This is a genomic window from Janthinobacterium kumbetense, assembly GCF_023703445.1.
Lineage (GTDB): Bacteria > Pseudomonadota > Gammaproteobacteria > Burkholderiales > Burkholderiaceae_D > Janthinobacterium > Janthinobacterium kumbetense.
The window spans coordinates 219,846-233,220 of sequence record NZ_JAMQGR010000002.1; the positions used below are offsets into that span (position 1 = coordinate 219,846).

13 protein-coding genes and 1 tRNA gene are annotated in these 13,375 nt (G+C 61.9%); 3 read left to right on the forward strand and 11 right to left on the reverse strand.

All coding sequences use genetic code 11. The features are described 5' to 3' along the window. Positions 1-23: 23 nt before the first annotated feature. The 4 genes from NCG91_RS08375 to NCG91_RS08390 form a co-directional block, all read right to left on the reverse strand. Positions 24-1,052, reverse strand: a complete 1,029-nt coding sequence (locus NCG91_RS08375) for a glycosyltransferase family 2 protein (RefSeq protein WP_251349367.1) — start codon at positions 1,050-1,052, stop codon at positions 24-26. 6 nt (positions 1,053-1,058) lie between these two features. Further along, complete coding sequence (ychF, locus tag NCG91_RS08380) at positions 1,059-2,150, reverse strand: redox-regulated ATPase YchF (protein ID WP_251349368.1); 1,092 nt, start codon at positions 2,148-2,150, stop codon at positions 1,059-1,061. A 155-nt stretch (positions 2,151-2,305) separates the two neighbouring features. Continuing rightward, positions 2,306-2,539, reverse strand: a complete 234-nt coding sequence (locus NCG91_RS08385) for a helix-turn-helix domain-containing protein (RefSeq protein WP_034778346.1) — start codon at positions 2,537-2,539, stop codon at positions 2,306-2,308. Continuing rightward, a complete protein-coding gene (locus tag NCG91_RS08390) occupies positions 2,539-3,114 on the reverse strand; it encodes a DUF2975 domain-containing protein (RefSeq protein WP_251349369.1) in 576 nt (191 codons plus the stop codon). The genes NCG91_RS08385 and NCG91_RS08390 overlap by 1 nt, the downstream gene beginning before the upstream one ends. A gap of 118 nt (positions 3,115-3,232) precedes the next feature. Here NCG91_RS08390 and NCG91_RS08395 point away from each other — a divergent pair, with 118 nt between their 5' ends. Beyond that, positions 3,233-4,330 (forward strand): serine hydrolase domain-containing protein, encoded by a 1,098-nt coding sequence (locus tag NCG91_RS08395; protein WP_251349370.1) that lies wholly within the window; start codon positions 3,233-3,235, stop codon positions 4,328-4,330. Here the strand turns inward: NCG91_RS08395 and pth are convergent, their stop codons facing one another. The 7 genes from pth to NCG91_RS08430 all read right to left on the reverse strand — a co-directional run bounded on the left by pth (position 4,331) and on the right by NCG91_RS08430 (position 10,439). Beyond that, complete coding sequence (pth, locus tag NCG91_RS08400) at positions 4,331-4,915, reverse strand: aminoacyl-tRNA hydrolase (RefSeq protein ID WP_251349371.1); 585 nt, start codon at positions 4,913-4,915, stop codon at positions 4,331-4,333. Between the two features lie 115 nt (positions 4,916-5,030). Then, entirely contained in the window at positions 5,031-5,639 is a 609-nt protein-coding gene (locus NCG91_RS08405; protein WP_077408940.1) for a 50S ribosomal protein L25/general stress protein Ctc, read from the reverse strand. 166 nt (positions 5,640-5,805) lie between these two features. Next, positions 5,806-6,756 carry a ribose-phosphate pyrophosphokinase gene (locus NCG91_RS08410; protein ID WP_034753270.1) on the reverse strand — a complete coding sequence of 317 codons (951 nt, stop codon included), beginning with the start codon at positions 6,754-6,756 and terminating at the stop codon, positions 5,806-5,808. A gap of 150 nt (positions 6,757-6,906) precedes the next feature. Continuing rightward, a tRNA-Gln gene (locus NCG91_RS08415) sits at positions 6,907-6,983 on the reverse strand. Positions 6,984-7,061: 78 nt separating this feature from the next. Then, a complete protein-coding gene (gene ispE / locus NCG91_RS08420; protein ID WP_251349372.1) occupies positions 7,062-7,946 on the reverse strand; it encodes a 4-(cytidine 5'-diphospho)-2-C-methyl-D-erythritol kinase in 885 nt (294 codons plus the stop codon). Beyond that, positions 7,943-8,581, reverse strand: coding sequence for an outer membrane lipoprotein LolB (locus NCG91_RS08425; protein ID WP_251349373.1), 639 nt, complete (start codon positions 8,579-8,581; stop codon positions 7,943-7,945). Before NCG91_RS08425 ends, ispE begins: the two co-directional genes overlap by 4 nt. Positions 8,582-8,654: 73 nt before the next feature. After that, positions 8,655-10,439, reverse strand: a complete 1,785-nt coding sequence (locus NCG91_RS08430; protein WP_251349374.1) for a tetratricopeptide repeat protein — start codon at positions 10,437-10,439, stop codon at positions 8,655-8,657. Positions 10,440-10,606: 167 nt separating this feature from the next. On the opposite strand from NCG91_RS08430, the gene mutM reads away from it, so the two are divergent. Further along, a complete protein-coding gene (gene mutM / locus NCG91_RS08435) occupies positions 10,607-11,443 on the forward strand; it encodes a bifunctional DNA-formamidopyrimidine glycosylase/DNA-(apurinic or apyrimidinic site) lyase (protein ID WP_099665715.1) in 837 nt (278 codons plus the stop codon). A 22-nt stretch (positions 11,444-11,465) separates the two neighbouring features. Beyond that, positions 11,466-13,367, forward strand: coding sequence for a dynamin family protein (locus NCG91_RS08440; protein WP_251349375.1), 1,902 nt, complete (start codon positions 11,466-11,468; stop codon positions 13,365-13,367). Positions 13,368-13,375 lie beyond the last annotated feature (8 nt).

Below are 13,375 nucleotides of genomic sequence, written 5' to 3' on the forward strand. Positions count from 1 at the left end.
CTTATGTATTGCAACCGTATTATCTATCGCTGCGACATGTCCTTCAATCCCCGGCGGCGGCGTAATTCACGTAAAAATGTGCCTTTGCGCCAATATTTGAGCCAGAAGCCGGGATGCGGCGGCCACAGCCCCAACATATAGCAAAGACGGCGTGACAATGCTTTCATGGCCGTTATCGCGGACTGTAGCGGTGCAATAAGACGCTCACGGCCCACCTTGCCATACAGCGTGGAGACAGCCTGCAGAATATTCAGCGGATCCTGCATGTGCGCCCACCAGAACGCATGCTCGGCGTGTTGCCGCTCCAGGTAGGCATTGCTGCGGCTGCCAGACTGGATCAGGATGGCGCCGATGCGGGAGTGGGCCAGCATCGGCCGTCCCGCGCGATACACGCGGTGCAGCCAGGCTTGCGACGGCCAGCAGCGCACTTCCCATGAGGGCTGCCATGGGCCGATCTGCAGGGCCAGCTCGCGCCGCATGATCCACAGGGTAGCGGGCACGTCCATCCACGGACGGTACGGTTGCACGCCGTCCGCCAGCGCCCCCACCATGTGATATCCCACCGGCAAAACCACCAGTCCCTGGCCAAAAGCCAGGTCGGCCCCGGTGCGCTCGAGGACCTCGATACTGCTTTGCAAATGATCGGGCAACCACAGGTCATCGTGGTTCAGGAATGCCAGATAGGTGCCGCGGGCCAGGCTGACGCCGACATTGTTGGGCCCCGTCTGTTCGCCGTAATTGGTTTCCAGATTCACAAAGCGGATGCGCGCGTCGCCGAACGCGGCGACCACCTCGGCGGTATCGTCGGTGCAGCAATCGCCGACAATAATCAGTTCCCAATCCTGCACGGTGCTGGCGAGTGCCGACTGAATAGCGTACCCGAGGATATTGCTCCGGTTGTACGTGGCCATGACGATGGAAACGAGCGGCGGTTTCTCCGGCTGCATGGCAGGCCTTTTCAAATAGACAAACAAAAAATGCCGCCCAAGTGCATTGAGCGGCATTTCGCAATGGACGAATGCAATATGTTGCTGGCGCTTGCCAGCAAGCATCTGTCCTTAGACGTTGAACAGGAAGTTCAGCACGTCGCCATCCTTGACGACGTATTCCTTGCCTTCGGCGCGCATCTTGCCCGCTTCCTTGGCGCCCGCCTCGCCCTTGTAGGCGATGAAGTCGTCATAGGCGATGGTTTGCGCGCGGATGAAGCCGCGTTCGAAGTCGGTGTGGATCACGCCGGCCGCCTGCGGTGCGGTGTCGCCCACATGGATGGTCCAGGCGCGCACTTCCTTCACGCCTGCCGTGAAGTAGGTTTGCAGGCCCAGCAGCTTGTACGCGCCGCGGATCAGACGGTCCAGGCCTGGCTCTTCCATGCCCATGTCGGCCAGGAAAGCGCCCTTGTCGGCGTCGTCCAGGTCGGCGATTTCCGCTTCCAGCGCCGCGCAGATGGCGACGATAGGGGCGTTTTGCGATTGCGCATAGGCCGTCAGCTGGTCCAGCAGCGGGTTATTCGTGAAGCCCGAGTCGGACACGTTGGCCACGAACATGGCCGGCTTGGCCGTGATCAGGCACAGCGGCTTGATCAGTTCCATTTCATCGGCGTCCAGGCCCATCGCGCGCACGGGTTTCGCGTCGTTCAGGTAAGGCATCATGCGTTCCATGATGGCCAGCAACTTGGCCGCATCCTTGTCGCCCGAGCGGGCTTTCTTGTTTTCGCGGTGGATGGCCTTTTCCACGGTGCCCATGTCGGCCAGCGCCAGTTCGGTCTGGATGACTTCGATATCGTCGAGCGGGTTGATCTTGCCGGCCACGTGGATGACGTTGTCATCTTCGAAGCAGCGCACGACGTTGACGATGGCGTCCGTTTCGCGGATGTGCGACAGGAACTGGTTGCCCAGGCCCTCGCCCTTCGATGCACCGGCCACCAGGCCGGCGATGTCGACGAATTCCACGATGGCGTTGACCATGCGTTCCGGCTTGACGATGGCGGCCAGCGCATCCATGCGTGGGTCCGGCACTTCGACGACGCCGACGTTCGGCTCGATGGTGCAGAACGGATAGTTTTCAGCCGGGATGCCGGCTTTCGTCAGTGCATTGAACAGGGTGGACTTGCCGACGTTCGGCAAGCCGACGATACCGCATTGGAGACTCATGGGAAAACCTTTAAATAATCAATTTTGCCGGCAAGCGGCTGGTGCAAAAACGGCCTGTACAGGCGTTTTCTGGATAATCTTGCTGTAATAAATCTGGTAAGGGTCAATTGTACCTCTATGCACCCTACTCTTCAAAAAAACCGCCCTCTGTGCCGCTAACTGTCGCCATCCCCGTCGTCCGGCTGCGACGCGTCGAATTCCAGGATGTCGCCGGGCTGGCATTCGAGCATCTCGCAGATTTTCGACAGGGTATCGAAACGCACGCCGCGCACCTTGCCCGACTTTAGCAGCGACAGATTCTGTTCCGTGATGCCGATGAAGGCCGCCAATTCCTTCGATTTCACTTTTTTCCTGGCCAGTACCAGGTCGAGGCGCACGACGATGCCCATCAGATGAACCCGCTGTTTTCATCGGCCAGGCGCTGGCCTTCATGGAGGATTTGCGCCAGCGCAAAGAACACGGAGCACAGCAGCAAGGTCCACAAGTCGCTGCCCGTGACGTCGACCACCAGGCGCAACTGGCCCGCGCCCTCTTCCAGCAAGCCGAACAGCATGCCGCGCACGGTCGGCTCCAGCAGGGTCAACAGCGTTCCCAGCAGCAAGCCGCCCGCGAAACGGCGAAAGTGCGCCGCCACCTGCGGCGTAAAGTACACGCCCTGCTCGAACTGGCGCAGGACCCGGGCCAGCTGGCGCACGGCATCGCCCAGCACCAGCAAGGCCGGCAAGGCCAGCGCCAGGCCCAGCACCCGCTGCCACCACGGCATGGCCGCCAGGTGCTCGAATGGCTGGCTCTGCAGTTGCAGCATCAACTCGTACATGCCGGCGCCACCCAGTGTCCCATGCGCGGCCGGCGCAGGCGCCAGCCAGCCCAGCACCGTCAGCAGCAGGTACAGCACGAAGAACGTCGTCACGCCATGGCGCACGCGCCGGCTCAATACAGCGGGGCCTGACTGATTTTTTTTCATATTTAAAAGTATACGAAAGTACAAAGTGCCGTTAGAATAAATTATCGTAAAACAATAATTAAATCATGTTTTGCGACCATTTTAACATGTTCACCCTATCCTATCGACTGGAGACACCATGAAAACCCTGCTTGCCTCACTCGTTTGCAGCACCGCCTTCTTGCTCGGCGGCACCGCCCGCGCGCATGACTTGAACGCCATGCTGCAGCAGGCGCTGGCCGACAGGAGCGTGCCGGCCATGGCCATCCTGCTCATTCGCGACGGCAAGATCGATGCGCAGGCGCAGGCGGGCGTGCGCGCCAACGACGGCCATGACGCCGTACGCGCCGATGACGTGTGGAATATCGGTTCCGACGGCAAGGCCATGACGGTGACCCTGATCGCGCGCCTGGTGGAGCGGGGCGTGCTGTCGTGGGATGCGCCGCTGTCCAGCATGCTTCCCGCGCTGAGCGCCGGCATGCGCGCCGAGTACCGCGACGTCAACCTGATGGACTTGCTGGCGCACCGCGCCGGTTTACCGCCCAATCCGGACGAGGACTGGATCAATTCCACCTACACGGATGCGCGCCCCTTGCCCGTGCTGCGCCTGGAATACGCACAGCGCGCGCTGGCCGACGCGCCGGTGGCCGCACCGCGCGGCGAATCGCATTATTCGAACAGCGGCGCCATGATCGCCGCCGCCATTGCGGAGCGGATCACGGGCAAGACCTATGAGGAACTGATGCAGGCGGAAGTATTCGGCCCGCTGGGCATGCAGGCCGCGTTCGGTCCCACGGTGCTCGGACAAAACCTGGGCCACAAGGAAGGCAAGCCGATCGCCGGCTTGATGGCCAGCAACCCGCTGATGATGGCGCCCGATGGAGAAATCCACCTGAGCATGGCTGACTGGGCCAAGTTTGCGCTCGATCAACTGCAGGGCGAGCAAGGCAAGGGCAAGCTGCTGAAACAGGAAACCTATGTCTTGCTGCATACGGCGCAGGGCGACACGAACGCGGCCCTGGGCTGGGGCGTGATGCATTTCCCGCCCCAGGCGCCACAGCGCGTGCTGACCCACCTGGGCTCGAACGGCTACTGGCACGCGCTGATCGCGCTGGCGCCCGGCAGCGGCGACGGCTTGCTGATCGCCGCCAACGCGGGTGAAGGCAGCAGCGCCCAGGCCAGCCAGCAGCAGATGGCGAAAACCATCATGGCCGGCTTCGGCAAGGCGGGGAAATAACTACGCGGTGTGCAACTTCATGGTTGCCGCCTCGAACTTGCCCTCGACGATCAGCGGCATGACTTGCAAGGATTTGTCGATCGCCTGCTCGATCAGCTCCTGGTCTTCGCGGCGCGGGCGGTGCAGCACGAAATCGGCTACCTGCTGCTGCAGGCTCAGGGTGCGCGGATGGCCGATGCCCAGGCGCAAGCGCCAGTAATCCTGCGTGCCCAGCGCGGCCGTGATGTCCTTCAAGCCATTATGGCCGCCGGCCGAGCCGCCCTTCTTCAGGCGCGCGATGCCGGGCATCAGATCGAGTTCGTCGTGCACGACCAGCACCTCATCGGCGGCGGTCTTGAAGAAACGCGCCAGCGCGCCCACGGACTGGCCCGAGCGGTTCATGAAGGTCAGCGGTTCGAGCAGCCAGACTTCGTTACCGCCGATGGAGGTCTTGGCCAGCATGGCGTTGTAGCGCGAATCGCGCTGCAAGCGCGTGCCGGGCAAGCTGTTGGCGAGGTTGTCCACCAGCCAGAAGCCGGCATTGTGACGGGTTTGTTCGTATTCGGGTCCCGGGTTGCCGAGGCCGACGATCAGGCGTATGGGCATGGCTGTGTCTGCAGTGTAAAAACGTATTATCGGTGAAAACAGGCAGAAAAAAACCCGTCCGGAGCGAACCGGACGGGTTTTTCCTTGCGACTACCGCATTGCTGCGGCGGCAAAATTACTTCTTGTCAGCAACAACTTCAGCAGCAGCGGCTTCAGCAGCAACGTGGCCAGCCGGTACCGAAGCGGTAGCGATGGTCAGGTTGGCGCCGTGGGTGACAGCGGTCACGCCAGCTGGCAGGACCAGGTCGCCAACGTGCAGCGAGTGACCGACGTCGATGTTCGACAGGTCAACGTTGATGAATTCTGGCAGTTGGCCTGGCAGGCACGAAACTTCGATTTCGTTGGCTACGTGGCTGATGGTCGCGCCGTGCAGTTTGACTGCTGGGGAAACGTCAGCGTTCGTGAAGTGCAGAGCAACTTTCACGTGGATAGCTTGCTTAGCGTCAACGCGTTGGAAGTCAGCGTGCAGAACCAGTTGTTTGTATGCGTGGACTTGGAAGTCGCGCAACAGAACTTGCTGGGAAACGCCGTCGATTTCCAGGTCCAGGATCGACGAGTGGAACACTTCTTTTTTCAGCGCGTGGTACAGGGCGTTGTGATCCAGCGAGATCAGCACTGGGGCTTCAGCGCCACCGTAGACGATACCAGGGGTTTGGCCGGAAATGCGCAGGCGGCGGCTCGCTCCGGAACCTTGCAATTCGCGTTTAAATGCGATAACTTTCATGTGAAACTCCAAGAAGAACAAGGCTTGCGCCTTGTGTTATGAAGATTCCCGCGACCAGGAATCTTCGAAAATGGGCGCATACGCGCCCCGAAAACTAAAATACTACGGCGCAACAGGCAAAAAGCCGGTCGCGCCGCAGGTGACGTCTGTTGCTGCTCTTGTCGAATTAATCGATAAAGAGGGAAATAACCGAATCGCCCTTGATGATGCGCTTGAACGTCTCGGCCAGCAGCGGCGCGCACGTCAATTGACGGATCTTGCCGCAGGCCAGGGCCGCTTCGGACAGGGGGATCGTATCGGTCACGACCAGTTCATCGAGTGGCGAGGCCGAAATACGGTCAATCGCCGGGCCCGACAGCACCGCGTGCGTGCAATACGCCACGACTTTTTTCGCGCCGCGCTCTTTGAGCACTTCGGCAGCCTTCGTCAGGGTGCCTGCCGTGTCGACCATGTCATCCATGATCACGCAGTTGCGGCCTTCGACTTCACCGATGATGTTCATCACTTCCGACACGTTCGCTTTTGGACGACGCTTGTCGATGATGGCCAGGTCGCAGCCCAGGCGTTTTGCCAGGGCGCGCGCACGTACCACACCGCCGACGTCCGGCGACACCACCAGCAGATCCTGGTAGTTTTTCTTTTGCAGGTCACCCAGCAAAATTGGCGAAGCGTAGATGTTGTCGACTGGGATATCGAAGAAACCTTGAATCTGGTCAGCGTGCAAGTCCATGATCAGGACGCGCTCGACACCAGCTTCTTCCAGCATGTTCGCCACCACCTTGGCCGAAATTGCCACACGCGCGGAGCGTGGACGACGGTCTTGGCGGGCGTAGCCGAAGTAAGGAATCGCGGCGGTGATGCGGCCAGCGGAAGCACGTTTCAAGGCATCAACCATCAGCATGATTTCCATCAGGCTGTCGTTGGTTGGAGCACAGGTGGATTGCAAAACAAAAACATCCTTGCCGCGTACGTTTTCGTTAATCTCGACCATTACTTCGCCGTCGGAGAATTTCGAAACGTTTGCTTTACCGAGAGGGATGCCGAGGTTTTTTGCGACCCCCTCTGCCAACGCTGGATTCGCGTTGCCGGTAAAAACCATCAGGTTTTCGTAAGCCATGGGAGTCCCAAGAGGTGATATAGAAGTCTTGAAAAGCACTAACCGGGCATAGGCCCGGTCAGTCATTGTTTAGAATATGCCGCGTGGCGACATATCTGCTTTTTCCCGTACTGGACGCCAACTTCGCATCGACAGACTACGGTGAAATGGTGGCAGGGGAAGAAGGATTCGAACCTTCGCATGCTGGAATCAAAATCCAGTGCCTTAACCAGCTTGGCGATTCCCCTACGTTACTGACTGCTTGCCGTCATGTTGGCCAGTATTATACCGACTATTTGACGCTAAGCAAAATCTTTTTTTGCTCTTCACAACACCGTGAGCATCGGGTGGCAATTCAGCGCTTTTGCCTTCCAGGCGATCCAGACTGGTGGCACATTGCTGAGCACCGCATCCGCTTCTTCCTGACTGCCAAACGCACTAAACACACAAGCACCGGAACCAGTCATCCTGGCCTCACCGTAAGCACCCAGCCATTCTACCGCATCTGCTACCGGCTTGAAAAGACTGCATGCCACTTGCTGTAAATCATTCTTACCAAACCCGCCCGCATCGTTCCCTTCTGCGAGGTGCCTGGAAAAGTCCGCTATTGTGACGGGTTCGGTATTTCTCGTCAAGCCTTCCGCGCAAAAAATTGCGGCGGTAGGTACTTGCACGCCCGGCTCGATCACCACATACCAGCATTCGGGCGTGGCGACGGGCTGCAGGGCCTCGCCCACGCCTTCGGCAAAGGCGTTTTCGCCAAAGATAAAAAATGGGATATCGGCGCCCAGCGGCAAGCCCAGCGCCATCAATTCCTCCCGGCTCAAGCCCGCTTGCCAGAGGCGGTTCAAGGCCATCAGGGCCGTGGCCGCATCGGACGAACCGCCCCCCAGGCCGCCGCCCATGGGCAGCACCTTGTCGATGGCGATATCGACGCCGCGCGGCAAGGCGCCCGTGCGGCGCAGCACTTCCGCCTGCAGCAGTTTCGCGGCGCGGATGATCAGGTCCTGCTCTTCCGGCACGCCGGCCAGCGCCGTCACGCGGCGGATCAGCGTGTCGTCGCGCAGCGCGAAGTGCAAGGTGTCGCCATGGTCGAGCAACTGGAACACCGTCTGCAGCAGATGGTAGCCATCGGCGCGGCGGCCGTTAACGTGCAGAAATAAGTTCAGTTTGGCGGGAGCCGGGCAATGATTCAAGGTCGTCAATGTCATGGTGCAGGTGTGGATGGGGCGGCATCGAGCACGATGCGCAGCGAGACGGCATCGGCCTGCGCGCTGGTGGTGCGTTCGGCATCGATACGCCGCGGTTGGGGCAAGGCGCCCGGTGTATTCTCAGCAGCATCTTGCCACGACACGTAGCGCAAGCGCCAGCCGTCTTTGGTTGTCACGCTGTCATTGGCCGGTGACGCGACGAAGCGCTTGCCATCGGCGCCCACGGCATAACCTTGCAGCCAGTCGCGCAAGCCCGACACGGGCAGGGACCAGCCCAGCATCTGCGCGCTCAGGGTATCGACATCGGGCGCGCTGCGCGGCGCCTTGCCGCTTTGCGTCAACACGGCCTGCTGCGGCGTGACGGCGATCGTCGCCAGGGTGCTGCCGACGGGCGTATACAGGGTCACATCCGTGCGCGCGGCCGTCTGCAGCCAGTTGAAATTGACGGTGGCCGATTCGGGCTTGTCATCTTTCTGGTACACGACGTTCAGGCGGCCCGTCAGCTCCACCTGTTCGCGGTAGGGCGCGACGGCTTCGCCCGATGGCGCGGCGCCGGATGAAAAGGGAGAAGTCAGGGTCGAGCAGGCCGAGAGGGCCAGGCACAGGACCGTCAGGGGCAGGAAATGTTTGGGCATGGGTTTGGACATGGGCACAAGGAAAAACCAGCGCCATGGCGCTGGTTTCTCATAGTTGAGTTAATCGGTTCAATCACAAACTGACATTCAAGCGCGCCAGGGTGCTTTTCAGCGCATCGTTTTTCGGATCCTTGCCTTGCGCCTCGCGCCACAGCTTTTGCGCTTCGGCCTTGTCGCCCTTCTGCCACAGCACTTCGCCCAGGTGGACGGCGATTTCCGGATCGCTGCGCACGGCATAGGCGCGGCGCAGCGCGTTTTCCGCGGCCGCCAGGTTGCCCATGCGGAACTGCACCCAGCCCATGCTGTCCATGATGAACGGGTCGCCCGGCGCCATCTGCAAGGCTTTTTCGATCAATGCATGGGCTTCCGGCAGGCGGATACCACGTTCGGCCAGCGAGTAACCGAGGGCGTTATACGCGTGCTGATTGTCGGGCGCCAGCGCCATCACACGGCGCAGGCTCGCTTCCATCAGCTCGAGTTTATCCAGGCGCTCGGCCAGCAAGGCATAGTCGTACAGCAGTTCCGGATTATCGGGGAAGCGCAGCAAGGCATTTTCCAGCACCGTATAGGCGCTTTGCACGTAGCCGGCATCGCGCAGGAATTGCGCATCGACCAGCAGCACCTGCGCCTGGCTTGCCGGATCGTCCGTTTCGATTTCCGTCAGCGCCTTGCGCGCCGCATCGAGATTGCCACCACGGGCGATCAGCTGGGCGCGGCGCAAACGCGCCTCGACATAACCGGCGGACGCGCTGTTGTCGATCTTGTCCAGCCAGGCGATGGCGCCGGCCGTGTCACCGCGCGTTTCGGCGATCTGCGACAGTATCATCAGGGCCTTGAACGGATCGCGCGCGTCGCCAGGGGATTTGTCGAGCACGGCCAGGAAGCGCTTGAAGTACTGCTCCGCGCCCTTGGTATCTTCCAGCTGCAACGCCACGATGCCGAGCGCATACAGGCCGCCCAGGTTGTCGGGCTGACTTTTCAGCAGCAGCAGGAATTGGTCGCGCGCCGGCTCCAGCTGTTTTTGCTCGACCAGCAGGCGCGCATACGCGCCGCGCACCTCGACAGCGTCCGGATTCTTTTGCAGGAAGGCGGCCAGCACCTTGCCTGCCGCCTCGGGTTCGCCCGTCACCTGCGCCAGGGTCAGCGCGGCCAGCTCGGAGTTCGGCTTGATCGCCAACGCCTTGTTCGCTTCGCCGATGGCGCGTTCACGCTCGCCTATCGACAAGGCGCCCTGCGCCAGCACCAGGTGGGCTTCGAACATGTCCAGGTAGGGCTGCACCAGGCGCGTCACCATCGAATAGGCATACAGCTTGTCATTCGAACGCGACAGGATTTGCTGCATCTGGAACAGGGCCACGCCGCGCGCGTCCGGCGGTGCATTGGCCAGGCGCTCGGCAAAAATCGGTTCCGCTTCTTCGATCTTGTCCGTCAAGACGACGAAGCCGAGGAAGAACTGGGTGGCCTCATCCGATTCGGGCGCCAGCTCGCGCCACAGGCGGATGGCCGCCAGCGCTTCGCCGCCCTGCTTGGCGGCCAGTGCCATTTCGGAGGCGCGGCGCGCCAGGCGCGGATCACGCGTCTGCTGCGCCGCCACCATCATCGTCACGTACGGCCCTTGCCACTGGCCGCTCTTGAATTCCATTTCAGCCTTGGTCAGCTTGTACAGCAAATCGCTGCTCAACTCGACCTTGGGCAGCTTCTCGCCCTTGGCGTCGTCGCCGGACTCGGTACCGGCCGCTTGCGGCGCAGCGGCCGCAGCGGGGCTGGCCGCCCCATCGGCGGGGGCAACAGGCGTCTGTGCCATGGCATGCGTGGCCATCAGGGCGGACAAGGTTACAATGGCGAAAGCGTTTTTCAAAGGCTGATCCTGGCTAAACGGCAAAGTTTGATTCTACGCCCAACGCGGCTATCGCGTACTTCACGTATGTAACGAAATATATACGTCGTGGCGGCGTAGCGTGCCCGGGCCAGCCATCGGCCGGCGACCCGCCTGTTTTTTACCCGGTTTTCCATCATTCGAGCCCTATGCCAGAATTGCCAGAAGTCGAAGTCACACGGCGCGGTGTCGCGCCCCACATCGAAGGGCGCGCCGTGCGTGCCGTCGTGCTGCGCCGCGACGGCCTGCGCTGGCCCTTCCCCCCTGCCCTGGGCGAACAATTGTCGGGGCAAACCATCGGCCTGACGGGGCGGCGCGGCAAATACCTGCTGATCCACTTCCGCCACGGCACCCTGATCATCCACCTGGGCATGTCGGGCCATTTGCGCGTGCTGCCCACTGGGACGGAGGCGCAAAAGCACGACCATTTCGACCTCGTCGTGGAAGACGCGGACGGCAGCAGCCAGGTGCTGCGCATGACGGATCCGCGCCGCTTCGGCGCCGTGCTGTGGCATGACGAGGCCGACGGCCCGCTGGATGGCCACGCGCTGCTGCGCGGTCTGGGCACGGAACCGCTGGAAGGCGGCTTCACTGGCCAGCTGCTGTTCGAGAAAACGCGCAACAAGGGCACCAACATCAAGCAGGTGCTGATGGCGGGCGACATCGTCGTCGGCGTGGGCAATATCTATTGTTCCGAAAGCCTGTTCCGCGCGGGGATCAACCCGAAGACGCCAGCCCGGCGCATCGGCCTGGCCCGCTATGAGAAACTGGCGCAATCGATCCGCGACGTGCTGGCCGAAGCCATCGTGCAGGGCGGCAGCACCCTGCGCGACTTCATCGGCGTCAACGGCCAGTCCGGCTACTTCCAGCAGACGTATTTCACGTACAACCGCGCGGGCAAGCCATGCCGCGTGTGCGGCGCGCCGATACGGCAAATCGTGCAGGGACAGCGTTCCACGTTTTACTGCGTGAATTGCCAGAAATAGCCACACTCACAGAGGGAGCCAGATGGTCAGAGACTTGGAACAATACAGCGCATGGCGGCAGGACGTGCAGGCCGCCTTGCAGGCATACCGGCAAGCCGCCAGCGCGGCGGGCCTGGTCGACGGCGCCTCCGCGCTGCGCCTGGCGCGCTGTGGCTCCCGTCTGACTGACGACCGCCTGTCCGTGGCCTTCGTGGCGGAATTCTCGCGCGGAAAATCCGAGCTGATCAACGCCATCTTCTTTGCCGGCTATGGCCAGCGCATCCTGCCCTCGGGCGCGGGCCGCACCACCATGTGCCCCACCGAGCTGCTGTACGACGCGGCCTGGCCGCCATCGATCCGGCTGCTGCCCATCGAGACGCGCGCCCAGAACCTGTCGACCAGCGACTACCGCGACCTGCCCGCCGCCTGGACCGTCCTGCCCCTGAACATCGAGGCGGGCGGCGACATGCAGGAAGCCATCCGCCAGGTCAGCCTGACGAAAAAAGTCAGCGTGGCAGAAGCGGCGCGCTACGGCCTGTACGATGCCGACGACGCGGACGCCCCCGCCATGCTCGACGAGGACGGCCAGGTGGAAATCTCCATGTGGCGCCACGCCATCATCAACTTTCCCCATCCGCTGCTGAAACAGGGCCTGGTGATTCTCGACACGCCCGGCCTGAACGCCATCGGCACGGAACCGGAACTGACCCTGAACCTGATCCCGAATGCGCACGCGGTGCTGTTCATCCTGGCGGCCGACACGGGCGTCACGCGCAGCGATATCGAAGTTTGGCGCAACCATATCGGCGCCGGCGCGGGGCGCCTGGTTGTGCTCAACAAGATCGACAGCATGTGGGACGAATTGCGCGGCGATGCCGAGGTGGCGCAAGCCATCGAACGCCAGCAGGCCAGCGTGGCGCATCTGTTGACGCTGGATGCGGGCCAGGTGTTTCCCGTCTCGGCGCAAAAGGCCCTGGTAGGCAAGATCAACCATGATGCGGCGCTGCTGGAAAAGAGCCGCTTGCTGCCGCTGGAGACGGCCCTGTTCGAGGAGCTGATCCCCGCGCGCAAGGACATCATCCGGCGCCAGCTGGCGTTCGACCTGGACGCCATCGAGGCGGCGCAGCAGGTGCAGGCGGCGGCCCGCGCGCGCGGCATCGCCGAGCAGCTGCACGAGCTGCACAGCCTGCGCGGCAAGAACCAGAGTGTGATCGCACACATGATGCGGCGTATCGATATCGAGAAGAAGGAATTCGACAGCAGCCTGTTCAAGCTGCAAGCGACGCGCGCCGTATTTACCCGCCTGTCGACGGAGCTGTACACGAGCCTGGGCATGGACATCGTGCGCGACGATATCGACGGCGTGCGCACGGCCATGCAGCGCAGCCGCTTTTTCACGGGCTTGCGCGAAGCCGTGCGCCAGTATTTCGAGCGCATCACCCGGAACCTGGACCGTTCGGAAGGCAAGACGGCCGAGATCACGGAAATGATGAACGTGATGTACCGCAAATTCGCCACCGAACATGGCCTGGCGCTGGCCTTGCCGATGCCGTTTTCGCTGGCCCGCTACCGCCAGGAGATCGCCGATATCGAAGCCGTGTATCACAAGCAGTTTGGCACGGCGACCTTGCTCACCACCAGCCGGGTCGTGCTGATGGAGAAATTCTTTGACACCATCGCCTCACGCGTGCGCCGCAGTTTCACCAACGCCAACGACGACGCCAGCGCCTGGCTGAAAGTCATCATGGCGCCCCTCGAAGCGCAGATCGTCGAGTACAAGGAGCAGCTGAAACTGCGCTTTGCCTCGATCCAGCGCATCCACGACGCCACGGGCAGCCTGGAACAGAAAATCGCCGGCTTCGAGGCCAGCCTGGCGGCGCTCGAACGCGACAAGGCGCAGCTGGCGCAATTGCTCGCTGCCTTGCGCACGGCCAGCGCCACATAAAACACGCA

Bases quoted from the DNA above. Each gene is read 5' to 3' on its own strand.
- pth (WP_251349371.1), bottom strand. From the start codon at position 4,915: ATGCCCATACGCCTGATCGTCGGCCTCGGCAACCCGGGACCCGAATAC.
- NCG91_RS08440 (WP_251349375.1), top strand. From the start codon at position 11,466: ATGGTCAGAGACTTGGAACAATACAGCGCATGGCGGCAGGACGTGCAG.
- NCG91_RS08405 (WP_077408940.1), bottom strand. From the start codon at position 5,639: ATGAAAGTTATCGCATTTAAACGCGAATTGCAAGGTTCCGGAGCGAGC.
- ychF (WP_251349368.1), bottom strand. From the start codon at position 2,150: ATGAGTCTCCAATGCGGTATCGTCGGCTTGCCGAACGTCGGCAAGTCC.
- NCG91_RS08425 (WP_251349373.1), bottom strand. From the start codon at position 8,581: ATGCCCAAACATTTCCTGCCCCTGACGGTCCTGTGCCTGGCCCTCTCG.
- NCG91_RS08375 (WP_251349367.1), bottom strand. From the start codon at position 1,052: ATGCTTGCTGGCAAGCGCCAGCAACATATTGCATTCGTCCATTGCGAA.
- NCG91_RS08390 (WP_251349369.1), bottom strand. From the start codon at position 3,114: ATGAAAAAAAATCAGTCAGGCCCCGCTGTATTGAGCCGGCGCGTGCGC.
- NCG91_RS08385 (WP_034778346.1), bottom strand. From the start codon at position 2,539: ATGGGCATCGTCGTGCGCCTCGACCTGGTACTGGCCAGGAAAAAAGTG.
- NCG91_RS08410 (WP_034753270.1), bottom strand. From the start codon at position 6,756: ATGGCTTACGAAAACCTGATGGTTTTTACCGGCAACGCGAATCCAGCG.
- ispE (WP_251349372.1), bottom strand. From the start codon at position 7,946: ATGACATTGACGACCTTGAATCATTGCCCGGCTCCCGCCAAACTGAAC.
- mutM (WP_099665715.1), top strand. From the start codon at position 10,607: ATGCCAGAATTGCCAGAAGTCGAAGTCACACGGCGCGGTGTCGCGCCC.
- NCG91_RS08395 (WP_251349370.1), top strand. From the start codon at position 3,233: ATGAAAACCCTGCTTGCCTCACTCGTTTGCAGCACCGCCTTCTTGCTC.